Below are 19,414 nucleotides of genomic sequence, written 5' to 3'. Positions count from 1 at the left end.
GCGCGCGCCGGGGCCCGCGGAGGTACCGGGGACGTGTGTCCGCGGGCCCCGCCGCCGTCGGGCGACGGCGGCCGCGACCTGAACAGGCGTGATCACCGATGCGCCACAACGGCTCGCAGCCCTGCCGGACCCCGGCTGACCAACGGCGTTCCATCCCCGCGAGCAGCACCACCCCGACCGGACCCGTGGAACCCGGCGCCCATCCGACGCGACAGCCGGGCCCCGCGGACTGCCCATCATCAAGCCCGAACCCCGAAACGGCCCACCGCAGAAACCGACGCACCGTCACGTGAGATCGGGGCTAGACGGCGATCGTCTGCTCGGTCCAGATGGTCTTGCCGCGCTCCCGGTAGCGGGTGCCCCAGCGCTCCGCGAACTGGGAGACCAGCAGCAGGCCGCGGCCGCCCTCGTCGGTGGTGCGGGCGTGCCGCAGGAAGGGTGCCGCACTGCTGGTGTCCGAGACCTCGCAGGTCAGTGCCCGGTCGCGGATGAGCCGGAGCTGGATGGGCGGTGTGGCGTACCGGATGGCATTGGTGACCAGCTCACTGACGATCAGTTCGGTGGCGAAGCACTCCTCCTGCAGGGCCCAGGCAGAAAGCTGACGAGTCGTCAGAGTGCGGGCGGTGGCCACCGCGGCGGGGTCGCACGGCAGGTTCCAGGTGGCGACGGAGTCCGGGCCCAGCGGCCGGGGGCGGGCCACCAGCACCGAGGCGTCGTGGCCCGGGTCCGCGGGCACCAGCGCGTCGGTGAGCAGCAGGCTCATGTCCTGCGGGGAGTCGCAGGGTGTGGCCAGCAGCCGTTCGAACTCCGCCCGGCCGGGCTCCTCCGGGTGGCTCTGCAGGAGTCCGGGGGTGCGGAGCACCAGCATGCACTCCTCGGGCAGCTCCAGGGTGGTCGTCCCGAACGACGGCCCGGGGCGGCCGAGCGGCTCGCCGGCGGGGGCCGCCGGGGTCCACACGGTGTGGTCGGGGTACACGACCGAGGGCGGCGGATGGCCCGCCGACGCCATGGTGCTCTGCCCGGTCACGGGGTCGTAGACGAGGTAGAGGCAGGTGGCGCCGGCCGGAAAGCCGGAGCCCGTGCCCGCGTGCTCCTCGGCGAGGTTGCGCACCAGGTCGTCCAGGCGGGCGAGGACCTCGTCCGGATCCTGGTCCAGGTTGGCCAGGGTGTGCACGGCCGCCCGCAGCCGGCCCATGGTGGCGGCCGTGCGCATGCCGCGGCCCGGCGTGCTGCCGCTGACGAGGGCGACCCGTGCGCCGGGCAGCGGGATGACCTCCGTCCAGTCGCCGCCGGCACCGGAACGCACCAGGTGGTGGCCCCACTCCACGGCGCTGGGCGCGGGCAGCCGCTGGGGCAGCATGCCGCGCTGCAGGGCCAGGACGGCGTTGCGCTCACGCACATAGCGGTGGGCGTTGTCCAGCGCCATCGCGCCGCGGCCGGCGAGGTCGACGGCGAGCGCGAGGTCGTCCTCGTCGAAGGGCCCGAGGTCCGGGTCCCACCGGTGGAAGGTGACCAGGCCCAGCACGCAGTCGCGGACCAGCAGCGGCACCACCATCAGCGAGTGCACCCGCTCCTCCAGCATCCTGCCGCCCCGCACCGGTTCGTCCCGGATACACGCGCTGTCCTGGCTGAGCCGGGGAACGAGGCGCGGCTCGTGGTCGGCGAGCACCTGCAGGGCGGGCGACCCCACCAGATGCGCGCTGACCGCACCCGTGGTGTACGCCCCGGTCTGGCCGCAGCGGGCGGAGGTCGCGGCGCGCCGCAGCCCCGTGTCGTCCTCGACCGGGCCCGCCGCCATCTCCTCGCCGCCGAGGAGGGGGGCCAGCAGGTCCACGCACACGCAGTCGGCGAGTACCGGGACGGCCACCTCGGCCAGTTCCTGAGCCGTGCGGATCGGGTCCAGGGTCCTACCGATCGTCCGGCCCGCCTCGGCCATCAGGGCCAGCCGCTGCTCGGCCAGATGGCGCTCGGTGACGTCGATCACGGCGTCGGCCACGCCGAGGATGCGGCCGTCCTCCGCCTCGAGCCGGAAGGCGGACGCGGAGTAGACGTGTTCCCGGCCGGGGTCGCCGGGCGGACGGCCGCGCTTCTCGAACGAGATCGCCGCCTCTCCGGTCCTGAGCACCCGGCCCATCACGCGCTCGGCGAGTTCCGCGCTGAAGTCGGGCCACGCCTCGGTGGGCCGTCGCCCCAGGGCGAGCTGCGATCGGTGGTCCTGCATGCCCTCCGCCGCCGGGTTGAAGCGCATCAGCCTGAGCTGCGGGTCCAGCACGAACAGGCCGATGGGCGAGCGGGTGAAGAGGGTCTCCAGCAGGGCGCGGTCGATGTCCGGGGTGAGCCCCGGCGCCCCGGTGAGCAGGTCGACGGTCAGGGAGGGGCCCGTCCCGTCGTCGCGTACCGCCCGAAGGGCCGGCCGGCAGGCCACCGTCCGGCCGTCGCGGTGCCGCAGGAGGACGCCACCGGATCCGGCGTCTGCGGTGCCCGGGTCCGTGGCGAGCAGGTCCAGTACGGGCCGGCCGAGCACCTCGCCCGCGGGGTGGCCGAGGAGGCGCTCGGCTCCCTGGTTCCACGCGACGACCGCGCCATGGGCGTCGATCACCATCCGCGCCGCCGTGCGCCCGGCCGACCCGTCGCGCTCTTCGCCGCGTTCCCGCGATGCCCAAGTGCCCATGACCGTCCCATCACGTTCCGGTCCTCCGGTTCCCAGTCTTGCGCAGGCGGCCGGGGTCACCACTCGGGGCCGCCTCAGCCGTGCAGGAAGGCCGTCACCTCCGCGAGGGGCGGGACCTCGGCGGGTGTGAGGCGCCGGGTCTCACCGCGGAAGGAGCGCACTTCCAGCCGGCTGGCGGGGTCGGCACCCGGCAGCGCCGCCATCAGTGCCTCGAGATCGGCGGTGCCGAACACCTTGAACGTCCGCACGGGGCGGTAGTGGGACGGCCGGACGTCGAAGCGGAGGTCGACGACCGGCCGCGGAAGGCGGGCCCAGTCGGCGTAGGGCAGCGAGCCGTGCCCGTGGATCCGCGCGTCGACCAGGACCTCGGGATCCGCGTCGCCGATCTCGCAGTCGAAGACCGGGAAGGCCGCGGCGACGCGGTCGGCGATGGCGGGGTACGCGGCACAGCCCCGTCCGAGCGCCGGTGCGCAGAAGAGTGCGTGGCTGAACGCCCCGACCGGTTCGGGCAGCGGCACCTTGTGATGCGAGAGCCCGTCGAAGGCCAGGTCACGACGGGTGGAGACGAGGTCCAGGAAGGCGGACACCGCCGCGGCGTCGCTCCGGTCGGCCCGTACCGCGAAGCGGACGGCGCTGCGTCCGTCGTCGCGGAGGACGACGTACTCGTGGAATCCCCCCGGCCGGCCGGGCGCGAGCACACGGCGGTACACCTCCTCATAGCCCTCGACCGGCAGGTATTCGGCGGCCGGGGAGTGCGGACGGGGGCCCGCCCGCAGTACGTCGAGGACCGTCGCCTCCGGGTGGAGTCCCGCGTCGGGCGACGGATCGACCTCCGTGAAGCCCTTCCGCAGCCACTCGCCGATCTTGCGCGCGGCATGACGCCGGGCGTGCTCCTCGTCGTCGAGTGTCGAGGTGCTTCCCGTGTCGTTCGCGCCGACGGAGCCCCAGCGGAGGAAGCAGCGGATGCCCTCCTGGCGGATCTCCCGGTACTCGGTCCCTCCGGCCCCCGGGGACTCGAACCGCCGCCACCTCGCCATCCGTCCTCCAACGTCCGCGGCGCCGCCCGTACGCTCCGCGCCGGCTCCCGGCGGCCATGTTAGAGCGCCGCGACGGGCGCGCCCGCTGCGATCCGGTACAACACGTTGGGGCGCAGCGGCCCTTCAGGGGCGGCCGGGTCGTCGAAGTCGCCGGCGGGGTCGCGGGTCATGCCGATGCGGCGCATGACGGCCTGGGAACGGAGGTTCCCGGCGGTCGTCACCGCGAGGATCTCGGGGAGCCCGAGGGTGCCGAAGCCGAAGGCCAGCACGGCCAGGGCGGCCTCGGTGGCGTAGCCCTTGCCCCAGGCCGCGCGGGCGAGCCGCCAGCCGATCTCCACTCCCGTGAACGGCAGGCCGTCGTCCACCCGGTCCAGGCCCGCGAAGCCGGCGAACTGGCCGGTCGCGCGGACCTCGACCGCCCACCAGCCGTAGCCGCGCTCGTCGAATTCGGCCCGGAACCGGGCCACGGAGGCATCGCTCTGCTCCCGGGTCAGCGGCTCCCCCAGGTGCTCCCGCACCTCGGGATCGGCGTTCATCGCCGCCCAGGGCGCGAGGTCGCGGTCGCGCCAGCGGCGCAGGATCAGGCGTTCGGTGCGCAGTTCGGTCACGCCGCCAAGCCAACGGGAGCCCGCGGCCCCGGGGCAAGGAGATTTCCCAGCTGAGTTGCTTTTTTAAATCCAGCTGCCTAGATTGGAGACACCTACCCAACCCCAGGAATGAGCGCCCCCATGGACATCAAGAACTCCGTCGCCGTCGTGACCGGCGCGGGCCGCGGCCTCGGCCGCCACCTGGCGACCCAGCTGCTCGACCGGGGGGCCGCCAAGGTCTACGCCGGGGTCCGCAACCCCGACGCCCTCGACCTGCCGGGTGTCGAGCCGCTCCGGCTGGACATCACCGACCCCGAGTCGATCGCCAGGGCCGCCCGGGCCGCCTCCGACGCCACCCTCGTGATCAACAACGCGGGCATCAGCACCCAGGTGGGGCTGGCCGACGGGGACATGGCCGACATCCGCCTGGAGATGGAGACCCACTTCTTCGGCTCTCTCGGCGTCACGCGGGCCTTCGCACCCGTGATCGCCGCCAACGGCGGCGGAGCCGTCCTCAACGTCCTGTCCATCCTGTCCTGGATCCACCTCCCGGAATACGGCGGCTACAGCGCGGCCAAGGCCGCCGAGCTGGCGATGACCAATGTCGTCCGGCGGGAGCTCGCTTCTTCCGGGATCGACGTCACCGCGCTCCACGTGGGCTACATGGACACGGACATGGCCGACCACGTCGCCCCCTCCGACAAGGTGGACCCCGCGTGGGTGGCGCGCCTGGCCCTGGACGGCATCGAGCAGCGGGCCCTGGAGGTCGTCGTCGACGACCGGAGCCGCGGCGTCAGGGCCGCCCTGTCCGGCGGTCTCGAACTGCTCTACCCCGACCTGCCCGCACCGAAGGCCCTCTGACCGGGGACGGAAGCAGGTCGCCCGGCGGCCACCGCCACGACAACGACTGAATTGCCGTGCACACGTTCGGCACCACCACACGGGTGGGGCCGCACACCACCGCCCGTCGGTCGCACTCGCGGCACAGAGCGTCCAGCAGTTCCACCGGCTCCCATGGAGCAGCCTCGCGACCAGCACCTGTTCCCAGTGCCCGATCACCGTTCCCACATCTTCAGCGCTCCCATGACGATGCGCCCGCCCGGGGCGCGGGCCCTGATGCCCCCGCGGCCACCCCATCAGCCGTACCGGGCCGATTCCCGGCCACCGCGTCCGGCGCCCCCGTGACCCCGGGCCCATCGGCCGATCCGGCGATCATCGCCCGCGCGGCGAGCGCTCTGGAGTGGCGGGGCGTCAAATCCGTCCATAGCGTCTGTTTTCGGCTGATCACGTATCACGGAAAGCAGGTGCACACACATGAAGCTCTGTCGGTCCCGCAGGGCCGTCGTCGCGGCGGCCGCCACGGCGACCATCGTGGGAGGCGCGGTCGCGTGCGGCGGCGAGTCGCAGCCCACGGCCTCGCAGTCCGCGGACGCGCAGCAGAAGATCTCCGTCCGCGCGGGGGAATCCATCCAGTCGGCGGTGGACCGCGCCAAGCCCGGCCAGGTCATCGACATCGCGGCCGGCACCTACCACGAGAGCGTCCAGATCAGCACGCCGAGGCTGACGCTGCGCGGAGCGGGCACGGGCACCGTCATCTCCCCGAGCGCCAAACGCGACGAGAACGCCTGCGCCAAGGCCGGGGAGGGCATCTGCGTCACCGGTACGGCGCAGAAGAAGGCGTCCGACGTGACGCTGGAATCGCTGACGGTCGCCGGGTTCAAGAAGGCCGGCATCCACGCGACGCAGGCCGACGGGCTGCAGGTCGTCCGCGTCACGGCGCGGGACAACAAGGTGCAGGGCATCCTCGTGGAGAAGTCGGTGCGCACCGTCTTCCGTGACAACACCGCCCGCAACAACGCCGATTCCGGCATCTTCCTCGCCAACTCCATGGACACCGAGGGCGGTGCGCTCGACACCCAGGGCGCCGTCATCGACGGCAACAAGCTGACGGAGAACCGGATCGGCATCGGTCTGCGCCGCGTCCGGGGCGTCACGGTCGAGAGCAACCAGGTCACCGGCAACTGCGGAGGTGTCTTCGTCGTCGGCGACGAGGGCGTCCCGCGCGGCGGCGCGCTGACCGTCACCCACAACACGGTCACGGGCAACAACAAGTACTGCGCGCCCAGCGCCCGCCTACCGTTCATCCAGGGCACGGGCATCCTGCTCACGGGCGTCGAGAAGACCGTCGTGACCAGCAACGAGGTGCGCGACAACAGCGGCAAGTCCCCGATGTCCGGCGGCATCGTGCTGTTCAGCAGCGTCGTGGGGACGTCCAACTCCGAGAACACCATCCGCGACAACGTCGCCCGCGGCAACAAGCCGGCCGACCTCGCCAACCGCGACCTCAAGGGCAAGGGCAACACGTTCGTCAACAACACCCTGGAGACCACCGAGCCCAAACAGCTGCCCAACAGCTCCCCCAGCGGCGCGTCGAGCACCGCGCCCAGCGTCGCGCCCAGCAGCTGACGTTCAGAGATCCGGCAGACGACGGAAGACCGCCCGGGCCCACATCGGCGGGTCCGGCGGCGGTCCCGGCGGTGCGGGGACCACGACCGCCCGGGGGGTCACCCGGGTCACCTGGTGGTCGGGGGAACTGTCCCGCGAGGGCCCCTCGTCCGGCCCGGTCGCGGCCGCCCGCAGGGCGCCCACGAACTCCAGGCAGGAGTCGTGACGGTCCTCGGGGACCTTCGCCAGCGCCTTGGCCATCACGCCGTCCATGGCCGGCGGGATGTCCGGCCGCCGCTCGGTGAGCGGCGGGGGCTGGTCGTACTGGTGCGCCCACAGCAGGGCCATGTCCTCCTCGCGCTCGAAGGGCAGGCCCCCGGTCAGGCTCTCGTAGACGACGCAGGCCAGGCTGTACAGATCGCAGCGGCCGTCCACCGGGCGCCCGGAGATCTGCTCCGGCGCCACGTAGTCCAGGGTGCCGACGAACTCGCCGACGGTGGTGAATCCGGTCAGTGACAGCGATTTCTTCGTCAGCCCGAAGTCCGTGAGGTAGACGTGCTCGGGGTGCTCGCTGTCGGTGCCCTTGGCCACGAGCACGTTCCCCGGTTTCACGTCGCGGTGCACCAGGTCGTGCTCGTGCGCCGCGTCCAGCGCGGAGGCCACCTGGGTGGCGATGCGCAGGGCGGTGGCAACGGGGAGCGGACCGTCCCGGTCGAACAGCGCCCGCAGGTCGAGGCCCGAGACGTAACGCATCGCGATGTAGAGGACACCGTCGGTCTCCCCGGCCTCGAATATCGGCACGATGTGAGGGTGGTCGATCGCGGCGGCCACCCGTGACTCGTGCGTGAATCGGCGGCGGAAGGTGTCGTTGCGGGCCAGCTCGGGGGCGAGCAGCTTCAACGCCACCGTGCGGTCGAGCCGGAGGTCCCGGGCGCAGTACACCACGGCCATCCCGCCACGACCGATCTCCCGCTCCACGCGGTAACCGGCGATCTGGGCCCCGATGAGCCCCGCGGACCGCCCGGCGTACACACTCACGTCATGCGGAATCGAATTCATCGCGTACCACCGTCACGCGGCCGGACGTCGGAGAACTTTCCCCGCCCCCTTTCTGCATTGTATCGACCGGGCCCCGGCGATTCGCGGCCGCGCGGTTCCCCCGCGAGTTGAGGTGCGGTTCCGGGGCTCTGTCGTCTCCGATGGAGGTGGGCGTCGCTCGTCCGAGATCCGCGATCACCGCGCGCAGTCGGCAGCCTTCCCGTGGGGCGTCACCATGATGCTCACAGGAAGCGGCGGATGGGCGCGGTCGCCACCTCCTGGGCCCGTTCCAGCGTGGAGCGGGCACGCCAGCGGTCGCCGTCGACGGGGGCGCTGCGCAGCAGGTCCTCGTCGAAGTGGGCGTCGAGGACGGAGGTGAAGTTCTCGTCGAGCACCGCCAGCATCACCTCCTCGTCGTGGTCGAGGGAGCGGCGGTTGAAGTTGGTCGAGCCGGTCAGGGTGGCGACCCCGTCCATGGTGATGACCTTGGCGTGCATCATGGTCGGCAGGTAGTGCCAGATCCGCACGCCGCAGTCGAGGAGCCGCTGGTAGTAGCGCTGCCCGGCCAGCTGGCAGACGCGCTTGTCGGTGTACGGGCCCGGCAGCAGGATCTCGACCTCCACCCCGCGCGCCGCCGCGTGGCAGAGCAGGCCGACGAAGTAGGGGTCGGGCGCGAAGTACGCGGTGGCGAGCCGGATCCGCTGCTCGGCGGAGGCGATCACCACGCGGAGCAGGGTGCGCATGTCCTGCCATCCGACGCTCGCCGAGCCCCGTACGACCTGCACGATCGCGCCTCCGCTCTGCTCGTGATCACAGAAGCGGTCGCGGTCGTCGAAGAGCCCGCCCTGCCGGCACTCGGCCCAGTTCTGCGCGAACGCCGCGGCCAGCCCGTCCACGGCGGGGCCGGTGACCCGGACGTGGGTGTCACGCCATTCGCCGGGTGCCGTGCGTCGCCGCACCACTCCTCGGCGATGCCGACGCCACCGGTGAAGGCCACCTCGGCGTCGACCACCAGGACCTTGCGGTGGCAGCGGTGGTTCTGCTTGAACGGCGAGAGCCGCACAGGCTTGCGGAACCAGGCGACGTCCACACCGGCCCGGTCCATGCCGTCCAGCAACTCCTGCTCGATCAGCCGCCCGCCGAAGCCGTCCAGCAGCAGCCGCACCCGCACCCCCTCCGCCGCCTTGGCGGCCAGCGCGTGCGCGAAGTCGCGCGCGATCCGGCCGCGCCAGTAGACGAAGGTCGTCATGTCGACGGTGTGCTTCGCCGCGCGGATCGCGTCCAGCATCGCGGGGAAGATCTCGTCCCCGTTCCGCAGCGCCTGCAGGCAGTTGCCCTCGGTCGCGGCGATGCCAATCAGCCGCTCCAGGCGACGGCGCAACTCCTGCTTGCGGTCGGCGACGGAGCGCTCCGGCCGGCCTCCGTCCGTGCGGTCGGTCTCCTCCAGTGAAGCGCCCATGCCGTCGTGCCCCCCGGTTCCGGTGCCGCCGCGGCCCGTCCGGCCGCGGCGTCGCGTGGCGTACTCCAGCCGTATGCCCGTCCGCAGCCGGCTTATCCGGAGTGACTATGGGTTCCCGTGGGGCTCGGGTGACTCCCTCCTGCCGCGCAGCACCTTGGCGCGGCCGGCGAGCGGCACCGTCGCCGCGAGGCTCCCGGCCACCAGCGCGGCCGCGCCCCAGGCGGGGGCGGGCCGCCAGCTCAGGCCGAGGACGTGGTCGAGCGACCACTCGCCCGGTCCGGTGAAGCCGAGGCACGCGGCGACCGCTCCGTAGAGGAACGGGACCTCGCAGCCGCCCTTCAGAGCCCAGAAGCCGTTGGGCGCCGTCGACGCGGCGGCCACCGTCATCGTCCCGACGACGACCGAGCACCCGCCGGGCGTCAGCAGTCCCGCCGCGACCGACGCCGCCCCGGTCAGCTCGGTCACCCCGGCGACCAGGGCCATCCGCGGCCCGGGGAGGATGCCGTAGCGCTCGAAGACGGCGCCGGTGCCCGCCAGGCCCGCCCCGCCGAACCAGCCGCGCAGCTTCTGCGTGGCGTGGCCGAAGAGCAGGGCGGCGAGCAGCAGTCGGAGCAGCAGCAGCCCCATGCTCATGTCCGGGTTCTCCTTCGTGTCACCACTGTCACCGTGTTCCCCGGGTCACCCGCGTCACTGGCCGTGCGTCGAGGCGCTGCGGTAGTCGGTGTAGGTGTAGGGGTTGTCGAGCACCTTCGTCTCGGGCACGTCGGGGTTCATCCCCTTGCGCCACTCCTCCTCGCCCATGGCGGACCGCAGGTGGTCGACGGTCTGCTCGACCTCGCGCCGCACGGCGGCCAGGTCGACGCCGAGCAGGCGGTGCTCGTGCTTGACGACCCGTCCGTCCACGAGCACGGTGTGCACGTCGCCGCGCTGCGCCTGGAAGGCCACCTGCCCGTACGGGTTGAGCAGCGGGAAGGCGACCGGCGAGTGGTCGTTCTTCAGCAGGACGATGTCGGCCTTCTTGCCGGCCTCCAGGCTGCCGAGGTCCTGCTCGCGGCCGAGGGCCCGGGCCCCGCCGAGGGTGGCCCACTCCACCACCTGGTCGGCGCGCAGCGCGCAGTGGGTGACGGTCTCGCCCTTGCCGTGCGCCTCCAGGTGCGCACGGGCGCGGTCGGCGCCGAGGGTGGTGCGCATCGCGGAGAACAGGTCGCCGCTCCACCACACGCTGGTGTCCATCGACAGGGAGACGGGGATGTCGTGCGAGCGGATGGCCCAGGTCGTCGGGTAGCCCTGGCCGGCGCTCTGCTCGCTCTCCGTCGACACCGACACCGAACCGCCGGTGGCCGCGATGCGGTGGTAGGAGTCGGCGCTGAGCGTCGAGGCGTGGACGTACACCGTCTGCGGCGTCATGAAGCCGTTCTCGTACATCAGGCGGATGCCGTCGTCGTTGGTGGCGCCCCACACCCCGGCGTGGGTGGTGACGGCGACGCCCAGGTCGCGGGCCACCTCGAAGGCGGGCTTCTCGGGGAAGGCGGGGTCACCCGTGACGTCGAAGGCGAGCTGGAAGCCGAGCATGTCGTCGCCTTCGATGCGGCGGCTGACGAAGTCGCGGAACTCCGGCGCGGCGGTCCAGTCCGCGGGCGCCTGCTGGATGTTGCCGTAGGCCAGTACGAAGCGGCCGGGCACGGACCGCAGGGCGTCCACGGCGGCGTCGGCGTGGTCCACGGTCTGCAGGCCGTGCGACCAGTCGACGACGGTGGTGACGCCGGCGTCGAGGGCCTCCACGGCCGCGAGCCGGTTTCCGGCGTGGACGTCCTCGGGCCGGAACTTCCTGCCGTGCTCCAGGTAGTACCAGACGAAGTACTGGGTGAGGGTCCAGTCGGCGCCGTAGCCGCGCATCGCGGTCTGCCACATGTGCCGGTGCGTGTCGATCATGCCCGGCATGACGATGCCACCCGCGGCGTCGATCTCCACCGTCCCGTCGGGTACCGCCAGTCGCGGACCGACCGCCGCGATCCGGTCGTCCACGACGAGCACGTCGGTGTCCGCGAGGACCTCCCGCTCACGGTTGACGGGCAGCACGGTCCCACCGCGCAGAACGATGGGCCGCCCCGGGGTGAATGTCTCGACCTTATCCATCATGAACTCCCTTGGCCGCTTGACGGACACGAGTACGCTATTCGGCCATCGAAGCGAGCGCTAGCCTCGCGACGCAGTTCGGAAGGCGCGCACTCCCGGACCGGCCCGGAGTCTGTCGCAAAACGAGACACCCTCGGCGATGGCAGGCCCCCGGCGGGCCCTGGCGTGGCTGATCACCCTTGACGCCCCCGCCGTACCGCAACAGAATCGAGTGGCGGACGATTGTCCGTCCTGCGGTCAGAAGAAAGGTGACACTGGATGTCAGAGAGCACCGCGCCCGCGCGACCGGGCCCGCTGGGCCCGCTGTCCGGGCTGCTGGTGGCCGACTTCTCCCGGATCCTCGCCGGGCCGTACGCCACCATGCTGCTGGCGGACCTCGGCGCGGACGTCGTCAAGGTCGAGGGCCCGCGCGGGGACGACACCCGCAGTTGGACGCCCCCGGTGCGCGACGAGGTGTCCACCTACTACCTCGGCATCAACCGCGGGAAGCGTTCCATCGCGCTCGACCTGCGCGACGAGGCCGATCTGCGGGCGGCGCGCGAACTCGCGCGCCGGGCGGACGTCGTCATCGAGAACTTCCGGCCCGGCGGCCTGGTGAAGTACGGGCTGGACTACACGTCCGTGCGGACCGGCAACCCGGCCGTCGTCTACGCCTCCATCAGCGGCTTCGGCTCCGGCGCCGGGCGTGACGTGCCCGGCTACGACCTGATGGTGCAGGCCGTCTCCGGGCTGATGAGCCTCACCGGGGAGCCCGACGGCCCGCCGTACCGGGCCGGGATCTCGGTCTTCGACGTCATGGCGGGCAATCATGCCGCCATCGGCATCCTCGCCGCGCTGCGCCACCGCGACGCCACGAGCGAGGGCCAGCACGTCGAGGTCAACCTGCTGTCGTCGGCGCTGACCGGACTGGTCAACCACAGCTCGGCCTACGTGGCCGGGGGCGAGGTCCCGTACCGGATGGGCAACGCGCACCCGAGCGTGTTCCCGTACGAGCCCTTCCCCACGGCCGACAACGACCTGATCGTGACCGCCGCCAACGACGGCCAGTTCCGCAGGCTGTGCGAGGTCCTCGGCATCCCGGGGGTCCCCGACGACCAGCGGTTCGCGCGCAACGACGACCGCACCGCCAACCGGGAGGAACTGCGGCCGCTGCTGGTGGAGCAACTGGTCAAGCGCGGCGCGAACGAATGGTTCGAGCTGCTGGTCGAGGCCGGCGTGCCGAGCGGGCCGATCAACACCATCGACGGCGGCTTCGCCATGGCCGAGCGGTTCGGGCTCGACCCGGTCGTCACCGTCGGCGAGGGCGACCGCGCGGTGCCCACCACGCGCCACCCGGTCACCTTCTCGGCCACTCCCGCCGTGTACCGTCTGCCGCCGCCGGAGCTCGACGAGCACGGCGCCGAACTGCGCGCGTGGCTGGCCCAGGACCCGGAGGACACCCGTGACTGACCCGTCCGCGCCCGCCGGCTACCCCACCGCGCTGGGCGCCTCGGACCGCGCCGGCATCACCCTGCTCGGCCAGGACCTCGCCCAGGACATCATGGGCACGGTCGGCTTCGGCGAACTCGCCTTCTGGCTCGCGGCACAACGCCGGCCCGGCCGCGGCGAGACCCGGGTCTTCGAAGCCGTGCTCGCCGCCCTCGCCGACCACGGCTTCACGCCCACGGCCATCGTCACCCGGCTGACCTACCTGTCCGCGCCGGACTCCGTCCAGGGCGCGCTCGCCGCCGGCCTGCTCGGCGGCGGCTCGCGCTTCCTCGGCGTGACCGAGGACACCGGGAGGTTCCTCCACGAGGCCCTGGCCGCACACGGGCAACCGCCCGTCGACGAGGCCGCCTGGGACGAGCTGGCGCTGCGCCTGGTGCGCGAAGAGCGGGCCGCCGGCCGGTTCGTACCGGGCCTCGGCCACCATGTGCACAAGGACGGCGACCCGCGCACGCCCCGCCTCATGGGCATCGCCGCCGAGGAGGGCCTGTTCGGCCCGCACCTGTCGCTGTTCGCCGCCATCGGCCGCGTGCACCCCCAGGTCCTCGGCAGGACCCTGCCGCTCAACGGCGCCGGCGTGTGCGGCGCCGCGCTCGCCGACCTCGGGCTTCCGCTGCCGCTACTGCGCGGCTTCGCCCTGCTCGCGCGCACCGCCGGGCTCATCGGCCAGCTCGCCGAGGAGATGCGGAGCCCGGTCGCGAACGACATCTTCCTCTCCGTCGACCTGAACAACCGGCCCGTCCCGCCCCAGCCGGACACCGAATCCGCAGGGAACACCAAGGAGTGACCATGTTCGTCAACGAGGACAACCTCACCGAGCTGGCGGCCCAGCGCTGGGCGACCTCGCACGACCCCCGCCAGGCGGAGCTGCTGTCGGCCCTGGTCCGGCACCTCCACGCGTTCGCCCGCGAGGTGGAACTCAGCGAGGACGAATGGATGGCCGCGATCCAGTGGCTGACCGAGGCGGGCCGGATCAGCGACGACAAACGTCAGGAACTCATCCTCGCCTCCGACGTGTTCGGGCTGAGCACGCTCGTCGTGCAGTTGAACAACAGGTTCGCGCCGCAGGCCACCCCCGCCACCGTCCTCGGCCCCTTCCACATCGACGGATCGCCCGCCGCCCCGTACGGCTTCGACATGTCCGACGGCATCCCCGGAACGCCGCTGTTCATCACCGGCAAGGTCATCGACCTCGACGGCAAGCCCGTTCCCGGGGCCGTGCTCGACGTGTGGCAGGCGGACGCCGACGGCGCCTACGAGGCTCAGCTCCCCGAGATCGACGAAGCCCGGCTGCGCGCCAAGTACCGCACCCGGGAGGACGGCACCTACTGCGTCCGCACCATCGCCCCGCTCGGCTACGCCATCCCCATGGACGGACCGGTCGGCGACCTGATCGGCACCACCGACATCAGCCACTACCGGCCCGCGCACGTCCACTTCCTCATCGACGAGCCCGGGTACGAGCGGCTGATCACCCATCTGTTCCAGGAGGGCAGCGACTACCTGGACAGCGACGTCGTCTTCGGCACGAAGGAGGCGCTGGTGGTGCGGTTCACCGAACGGCCGGCGGGACCCGCGCCCGACGGAACGGCCCTGGACGCGCCGTACTTGCAGGCCGAGTACGACTTCGTCCTGCAGTCCGGCTGAGCGGCCCCGGACGGACGCGTCAGCCCGTGGTAATACCGCCGGGGGCTGACGCCGCCGGCCGGACCTCGCCGTGCGGGCGGCTCTGCCACAGCGCCCAGTCCGCCGAGACGTCCCCGGCCGCGCGCAGCAGCAGGGGGAGGTACGTGCCGGTGAGCACCTCCACACTGGTCTCGGCGGCGTGCACGGTGACGTTCATCGCCGCGCGGACCACCCCGTCGCCGTCCCGCACCGGCACGGCGACCGAGCGTACGCCGGGGGCGAGTTCCTCGTCGGCCAGCGCCCAGCCGCGGGCCCGGACGGTGCGCAGCTCCGCGGCGAGCTCCCCGGGCGGCCGCCGCGTGGACTCCGGCAGCCCCGAGCGGCTGGGCTCGGCCAGGACGGCCTCCAGCTCCTGCGGCCCCAGGGCGGCCAGCAGCACCTTGCCCTGGGAGGTCTGCGGCGCGGGGAACCGGGTCCCGATGTCCACCCGCAGCGCGATGATCTTCGGCACGGATACCCGGGCCACATAGACGATGTCCGAACCGTCCAGCTGCGCCATCGAGGACGACTCCCCGGTCCGGGAGACCAGCGCCTCCATGTGGGGGCGGGCCACGTCCCACAGGCCGAGCGAGCCGACATAGGACATGCCCAGGCGCAGCACGCGCGGCGTGAGGGTGAACGCGCCCTGGTCGGCGCGGACGTAGCCGAGCTCCTCCAGCGTCAGCAGCAGGCGGCGCGCGGTCGGCCGCGCCAGCCCCGTCGCGGTGGCGATCTCGCTCAGTGACAGCCGGCGGTTCCGGGCGTCGAAGCAGCCGAGCACGTCCAGCCCGCGGGCCAGCGCCTCCACGAAATCCGGACCGCTTCCGCGCCCTGCCATCCGATGCCTCCCGCGTCCACGACGGCGATGCCCGGCCCGCCGGTGACCGCAGGGCGGACCGCCCGCAGACGGCGTCGCGCCTGCGTCCGATCCCCTTCACCGGCCCCCGCCTGCGCAGGCATCCTCTCGGTGGCCATTATACGGACGATCGTCCGAGGCCGACGCGACCCGCGGCGCCGTCGTCGGCCCGTTCGCGGGCAACCTCATCGGGTCGGCCCTCTTCGCGCTCGTGGTGCACGGCAGCGGAAGTCGACACCGCGGGCACCGCTCCCGGGCACACCGCGCCGGCTCACGCCCTGCTCACCGCCCTGCTCAAGACGAAGGCCGCGCAGTCCGGCGGGGCACTGTTCCTCCGCGCGTTCGCCGGCTCCGGCTTCGAGCACGTGCCGGACGCGACGGCCGCCGGCTTCGCGCGCAACCTGTTGTTCGTGGGCCTCGGCAACCTCGTCGGCAGCGGTCCGCTGGTCGGCGCGGCGTACGCGTTCGTGGGCCGTGGGCCGGGAACGGCCGCCGGCGGGCCCGCCGCCATGGAGACGCCGGAGACCGTCCCGGTCCGAGCGGCACCCGACGGTCCGGCGGCGGGCACGGGTGGCCGCCGCCGGACCGGGCCGGTCAGTGCGTGTTCCCTCGCGGCTTCAGCGGCACGTGCGGCAGTTCGGGGGCGGGCAGCGCGTCGCCGTCGTAGCCCTTGACCTCACCGAACCGGGTGCCCTTCATCCAGTCGGAGCGGGCCTGTTCGATGTCCTCCTGCGTGCGGCCGATGAAGTTCCACCACATGATGATCTGCTCGCCGAACGGCGGCCCTCCGAGCAGCACCGCCCGGGCGGGGGCGTCGGCGTGGTTGGTCAGGGTCAGGGTGTCGCCGCCGGGAGCGAGGTAGCCGAGTTCGGCCGGGCTCAGCCGCGTCCCGGCCATCTCGACGTCGCCGCTGTCGACGAGCAGGCCGTGCTCGTGGGCAGGGTCGATCGCCAGGGTGACGGTCGCACCGGGATCGAGGGCGAGCTCGGCGCCGAGCAGCGGGGTGAAGGTCGTCACCGGCGAGGTGTCGCCGGCCAGGGAACCGAGGAACACCCGGGCCACGCCGCCGCCGAGCACCACGGGCTGCGGGACGTAGTGCTGGAAGGCGGGGGCGGTGTCACGGTGCCGCTCGGGAAGCGCGACCCACAGCTGGACGCCGTGCAAAACCGTGGTGCCCTCGGTGGAGACCTCGGAGTGGCTGATGCCGTGCCCGCCGGTCATGAGATTGAGCTCGCCGGGCCGCACGTAGGCGTGCGTCCCGAGACTGTCGCGGTGCTCGATCTCGCCGCTGAAGAGCCAGCTCACCGTCTGGAGCCCGGTGTGCGGGTGGGGCGCGACGTCCATGCCCCCGGTGTCGGAGACGTCGTCCGGACCGTAGTGGTCGGCGAAGCACCAGGCACCGATCAGCGAGCGGTTCCGCTGCGGCAGGGTACGCCGCACCGTCATCGCGCGGGGTCCGCCGAGCGGGACGTCGCGGGCGGACAGGATCTCCACGGGGGTTCTCGCCTGGGACTGGCTCATGTCGCGCTTCTCACACAACGACTGCTTCGAATTTCAACAATCATAGAGGTGATGATACGGCGATGCCCGCGAGGTACGACGGGGCATCCCTCGGTGGCCGGAGACGGCCCGGCGAAGGAGTGCTGGTGAGCGACACCACGGCGGTTCGGCAGGGCAGGCGGATCTTCATCGACAAGCAGAGTCCGCGCGCCTACAAGGCGATGCTGGCGGCCGCCGAGACCGTGCGGGCCGTGGCCGCCGAGGCCGGGCTCGAACACGACCTGGTGGAACTGGTGAACATCCGCGTGTCGCAGCTGAACGGCTGCGCCTTCTGCCTCGACCGGCACACCAGGGCCGCCCTCGGCGCGGGGGAGACCCCGCAGCGGGTGACCGTGCTGCCGGCCTGGCGCGACACCCAGCTGTTCACCGCGCGCGAGCGGGCCGCGCTCGCGGTGGCCGAGGTGACCACGGACCCCACCGACGCCACCGCCCAGGAGCAGGCATACCAGGCCGCACGCGAGGTGTTCAGCGACGACGAGCTCTCGGCCCTCATCTGGGTGGCGATCACCATCAACTCCTTCAACCGGGTCTCCATCATGAGCAAGCACCCGGTCCGTCCCGGCCCGAAGCAGTGAGGCACGACCGTGGGCGAAGGGGCGCGGCCCGCCGTTGATGACGGCAGGACCGCGCCCTTCCCGCTGCGCCGGGATCAGCCCATCGGCTCCCGCTGGGCACCCGGGCCGCTCTGCACCCGCTCGATGTACTCCGGGGCGAGGCGGCTGACCTCGTCGAGCGCGGCGAGGTCGTCCTCGGTGAGCGTGAGCCCGGCCGCGGCGAGGTTGTCCCGCAACTGGTCCATACGGGTCGCGCCGACCAGCACGCTGCTGACCCCGGGCTGCTGCATCACCCAGGCGAGGGCCACCTGGGCGACCGTCGCACCGTGCCGCCCGGCGATCTCGTCGAGGCGGTCGACGACGTCGTAGCCGCGTGTCTCGTCGACCGGCGGGTTCGAGCCCTTGCCCCAGCGCGTCGACAGGTCGCGCTCCGCGTCGCGGCGGAACTTGCCGCTCAGGAAGCCGCCCGCGAGGGGGCTGTAGACCAGCAGCCCCAGCCCCTGGTCGCGCACGGCGGGAAGGATCTCGCGCTCGATGTCCCGGCCGACGAGGGAGTAGTAGGCCTGCAGCGAGACGAAGTGCTCGAGGTCGTGCAAGGCCGAGACGCCCAGCGACTTCATCAGCTGCCAGGCAGCGAGGTTGGAGGCGCCGATGTAACGCACCTTGCCCTGGCGGACCGCGTCGTCGAGCGTGCGCAGCGTCTCCTCGAGCGGCGTCAGCGGGTCGAAGCTGTGGATCTGGTACAGGTCGATCCGGTCCGTGCCCAGCCGCCGCAGGCTGTCCTCCAGCTGACGCATGACATGCACGCGGGACAGGCCCATGTCGTTGGGGCCGGTGCCCATCCGGGCGAAGACCTTCGTGGCGAGGACGACGTCGTCGCGCCGCCCGCCGAGTATCCGCCCGAGCACCTCCTCCGACTCGCCGTCGGAGTAGACGTTCGCGGTGTCGATCAGGTTCACGCCGGCGTCGAGCGCGGCGTCCAGCATCTTGCCGGACTCGGTGTCGCCGAGGCCGCCGAGCACCTTCCAGAAGTCGTGGTCGCCCCCGCCGAAGGACATGGTGCCCAGGCCGAGCCGGGACACCAGGAGTCCGGTGTTGCCAAGTCGCGTGTAGCGCATGTCGTCGTCTGCCTTGCCTTTTACGTGTCACTGCCTGGCGGACCGGACAGCGGTGCTCCGTTCACAGGGCACATCGGACAGTATGCACGACACGGTGTCGGACATGCTGTCCGACGCAGTACGGTGATCTGCGGACGAAGACAGTGGGCGTCCGGTCAACCAGGGAGCACGCATGGCATCGATCACCCGCCCGATCCGCCGGACCGGGCGCCGCGCGGATTCCGAGGCCGCGATCCTCGCCGCCACCGAGCGGCTCCTCCAGGCCGGCGCGACCTTCACCGAGCTCGGCGTCCAGCGCATCGCCGCGGAGGCCGGCGTGGCTCGGTCGACCTTCTACCTGTGCTTCCGGGACAAGAGCGACCTGCTGATCCGGCTCACCGCACACATGAAGGAAGGCCTGTTCCGGATCGGCGGCGACTGGCGGCCCACCGGCCCCGGCGGCGGCCCCGACGGCCTGGCGGTGATCTACGCCGAGCAGTTGCGCTACTACCGCGAGCGCGGACCACTGCTCGCCGCCATCGCGGAAGTGGCGGCCTACGACGCACAGATGCGCGAGGCGATGGTGCGGGAGATCGACCGGTTCACCCGGCACATCGCCTCGCTGATCGAGGAGGAGCAGGAGGCCGGCCGCCTCCACCAGGGGGTGGACGCGCAGGCCGCCGCCCAGGTGCTGGCCTGGGGCGGCGAGCAGGTCATCGCACGCCAGGTGGCGATCGGCGACCCGGACCGGGACGAGGCGGTGGCCCGCGACCTCGCCGATTCGCAGTGGTACGGCACTTTCCGGCGGCCGCGGGTCTGACCCG

At 72.4% G+C, this 19,414-nt stretch carries 16 protein-coding genes and 1 pseudogene; 7 read left to right on the top strand and 10 right to left on the bottom strand.

Going from position 1 to position 19,414, the window contains the following annotated elements:
- Positions 1–301 precede the first annotated feature (301 nt).
- The 3 genes from ACRWNP_RS27825 to ACRWNP_RS27815 all read right to left on the bottom strand — a co-directional run bounded on the left by ACRWNP_RS27825 (position 302) and on the right by ACRWNP_RS27815 (position 4,316).
- Complete coding sequence (locus ACRWNP_RS27825) at positions 302–2,671, bottom strand: SpoIIE family protein phosphatase (protein WP_431966041.1); 2,370 nt, start codon at positions 2,669–2,671, stop codon at positions 302–304.
- A 74-nt stretch (positions 2,672–2,745) separates the two neighbouring features.
- Positions 2,746–3,708: a WGR domain-containing protein gene (locus tag ACRWNP_RS27820; RefSeq protein WP_431966039.1), complete on the bottom strand. Its 963-nt coding sequence runs from the start codon at positions 3,706–3,708 to the stop codon at positions 2,746–2,748.
- A 59-nt stretch (positions 3,709–3,767) separates the two neighbouring features.
- The gene (locus ACRWNP_RS27815) at positions 3,768–4,316 is read right to left on the bottom strand and encodes a GNAT family N-acetyltransferase (RefSeq protein WP_431966037.1); all 549 of its coding nucleotides are present in this window, start codon (positions 4,314–4,316) and stop codon (positions 3,768–3,770) included.
- Between the two features lie 120 nt (positions 4,317–4,436).
- Here ACRWNP_RS27815 and ACRWNP_RS27810 point away from each other — a divergent pair, with 120 nt between their 5' ends.
- Both ACRWNP_RS27810 and ACRWNP_RS27805 read left to right on the top strand, forming a co-directional pair.
- Entirely contained in the window at positions 4,437–5,156 is a 720-nt protein-coding gene (locus ACRWNP_RS27810) for an SDR family oxidoreductase (protein ID WP_431966035.1), read from the top strand.
- A gap of 453 nt (positions 5,157–5,609) precedes the next feature.
- On the top strand, positions 5,610–6,761 hold the full coding sequence (locus ACRWNP_RS27805; RefSeq protein ID WP_431966033.1) for a right-handed parallel beta-helix repeat-containing protein: 1,152 nt from the start codon (positions 5,610–5,612) through the stop codon (positions 6,759–6,761).
- Positions 6,762–6,764: 3 nt separating this feature from the next.
- On the opposite strand, the gene ACRWNP_RS27800 is transcribed toward ACRWNP_RS27805, so the two are convergent.
- From ACRWNP_RS27800 to ACRWNP_RS27785, 4 genes and pseudogenes are all read right to left on the bottom strand, one after another.
- Positions 6,765–7,799, bottom strand: coding sequence for a serine/threonine-protein kinase (locus ACRWNP_RS27800; RefSeq protein ID WP_431966031.1), 1,035 nt, complete (start codon positions 7,797–7,799; stop codon positions 6,765–6,767).
- A gap of 221 nt (positions 7,800–8,020) precedes the next feature.
- Positions 8,021–9,237: pseudogene (locus ACRWNP_RS27795) on the bottom strand (phospholipase D-like domain-containing protein).
- Positions 9,238–9,342: 105 nt separating this feature from the next.
- Complete coding sequence (locus tag ACRWNP_RS27790) at positions 9,343–9,870, bottom strand: DoxX family protein (protein WP_431966029.1); 528 nt, start codon at positions 9,868–9,870, stop codon at positions 9,343–9,345.
- A gap of 54 nt (positions 9,871–9,924) precedes the next feature.
- Positions 9,925–11,376: an amidohydrolase family protein gene (locus tag ACRWNP_RS27785; protein ID WP_431966027.1), complete on the bottom strand. Its 1,452-nt coding sequence runs from the start codon at positions 11,374–11,376 to the stop codon at positions 9,925–9,927.
- Between the two features lie 255 nt (positions 11,377–11,631).
- On the opposite strand from ACRWNP_RS27785, the gene ACRWNP_RS27780 reads away from it, so the two are divergent.
- The 3 genes from ACRWNP_RS27780 to ACRWNP_RS27770 are packed head-to-tail and all read left to right on the top strand — an operon-like array spanning position 11,632 to position 14,505.
- Positions 11,632–12,822 (top strand): CaiB/BaiF CoA transferase family protein, encoded by a 1,191-nt coding sequence (locus ACRWNP_RS27780; RefSeq protein WP_431966025.1) that lies wholly within the window; start codon positions 11,632–11,634, stop codon positions 12,820–12,822.
- On the top strand, positions 12,815–13,645 hold the full coding sequence (locus ACRWNP_RS27775) for a citryl-CoA lyase (protein WP_431966023.1): 831 nt from the start codon (positions 12,815–12,817) through the stop codon (positions 13,643–13,645). Before ACRWNP_RS27780 ends, ACRWNP_RS27775 begins: the two co-directional genes overlap by 8 nt.
- A 2-nt stretch (positions 13,646–13,647) precedes the next feature.
- On the top strand, positions 13,648–14,505 hold the full coding sequence (locus tag ACRWNP_RS27770) for a dioxygenase (protein ID WP_431966021.1): 858 nt from the start codon (positions 13,648–13,650) through the stop codon (positions 14,503–14,505).
- Positions 14,506–14,524: 19 nt separating this feature from the next.
- On the opposite strand, the gene ACRWNP_RS27765 is transcribed toward ACRWNP_RS27770, so the two are convergent.
- Positions 14,525–15,361, bottom strand: a complete 837-nt coding sequence (locus tag ACRWNP_RS27765; protein WP_431966019.1) for an IclR family transcriptional regulator domain-containing protein — start codon at positions 15,359–15,361, stop codon at positions 14,525–14,527.
- 612 nt (positions 15,362–15,973) lie between these two features.
- Positions 15,974–16,900 (bottom strand): pirin family protein, encoded by a 927-nt coding sequence (locus ACRWNP_RS27760; RefSeq protein ID WP_431966017.1) that lies wholly within the window; start codon positions 16,898–16,900, stop codon positions 15,974–15,976.
- Between the two features lie 125 nt (positions 16,901–17,025).
- On the opposite strand from ACRWNP_RS27760, the gene ACRWNP_RS27755 reads away from it, so the two are divergent.
- Positions 17,026–17,514, top strand: coding sequence for a carboxymuconolactone decarboxylase family protein (locus ACRWNP_RS27755; RefSeq protein WP_431966015.1), 489 nt, complete (start codon positions 17,026–17,028; stop codon positions 17,512–17,514).
- Positions 17,515–17,588: 74 nt separating this feature from the next.
- Here ACRWNP_RS27755 and ACRWNP_RS27750 read toward each other — a convergent pair whose 3' ends face one another.
- Positions 17,589–18,611 (bottom strand): aldo/keto reductase, encoded by a 1,023-nt coding sequence (locus tag ACRWNP_RS27750; RefSeq protein WP_431966013.1) that lies wholly within the window; start codon positions 18,609–18,611, stop codon positions 17,589–17,591.
- 172 nt (positions 18,612–18,783) lie between these two features.
- Between ACRWNP_RS27750 and ACRWNP_RS27745 the strand changes: the two genes are divergently transcribed.
- Positions 18,784–19,410: a TetR/AcrR family transcriptional regulator gene (locus ACRWNP_RS27745; protein WP_431966011.1), complete on the top strand. Its 627-nt coding sequence runs from the start codon at positions 18,784–18,786 to the stop codon at positions 19,408–19,410.
- The last annotated feature ends 4 nt before the right edge of the window (positions 19,411–19,414 follow it).

The sequence above is a fragment of the Actinacidiphila sp. bgisy160 genome (assembly GCF_965342435.1).
Classification (GTDB): domain Bacteria; phylum Actinomycetota; class Actinomycetes; order Streptomycetales; family Streptomycetaceae; genus Actinacidiphila.
Note: the sequence above shows the minus strand (reverse complement) of the source record. Positions and strands in the feature narration are given on the sequence as shown.

Bases quoted from the DNA above. Each gene is read 5' to 3' on its own strand.
- ACRWNP_RS27785 (WP_431966027.1), bottom strand. From the start codon at position 11,376: ATGATGGATAAGGTCGAGACATTCACCCCGGGGCGGCCCATCGTTCTG.
- ACRWNP_RS27745 (WP_431966011.1), top strand. From the start codon at position 18,784: ATGGCATCGATCACCCGCCCGATCCGCCGGACCGGGCGCCGCGCGGAT.
- ACRWNP_RS27825 (WP_431966041.1), bottom strand. From the start codon at position 2,671: ATGGGCACTTGGGCATCGCGGGAACGCGGCGAAGAGCGCGACGGGTCG.
- ACRWNP_RS27810 (WP_431966035.1), top strand. From the start codon at position 4,437: ATGGACATCAAGAACTCCGTCGCCGTCGTGACCGGCGCGGGCCGCGGC.
- ACRWNP_RS27805 (WP_431966033.1), top strand. From the start codon at position 5,610: ATGAAGCTCTGTCGGTCCCGCAGGGCCGTCGTCGCGGCGGCCGCCACG.
- ACRWNP_RS27780 (WP_431966025.1), top strand. From the start codon at position 11,632: ATGTCAGAGAGCACCGCGCCCGCGCGACCGGGCCCGCTGGGCCCGCTG.
- ACRWNP_RS27800 (WP_431966031.1), bottom strand. From the start codon at position 7,799: ATGAATTCGATTCCGCATGACGTGAGTGTGTACGCCGGGCGGTCCGCG.
- ACRWNP_RS27750 (WP_431966013.1), bottom strand. From the start codon at position 18,611: ATGCGCTACACGCGACTTGGCAACACCGGACTCCTGGTGTCCCGGCTC.
- ACRWNP_RS27820 (WP_431966039.1), bottom strand. From the start codon at position 3,708: ATGGCGAGGTGGCGGCGGTTCGAGTCCCCGGGGGCCGGAGGGACCGAG.
- ACRWNP_RS27790 (WP_431966029.1), bottom strand. From the start codon at position 9,870: ATGAGCATGGGGCTGCTGCTGCTCCGACTGCTGCTCGCCGCCCTGCTC.
- ACRWNP_RS27765 (WP_431966019.1), bottom strand. From the start codon at position 15,361: ATGGCAGGGCGCGGAAGCGGTCCGGATTTCGTGGAGGCGCTGGCCCGC.
- ACRWNP_RS27770 (WP_431966021.1), top strand. From the start codon at position 13,648: ATGTTCGTCAACGAGGACAACCTCACCGAGCTGGCGGCCCAGCGCTGG.
- ACRWNP_RS27760 (WP_431966017.1), bottom strand. From the start codon at position 16,900: ATGAGCCAGTCCCAGGCGAGAACCCCCGTGGAGATCCTGTCCGCCCGC.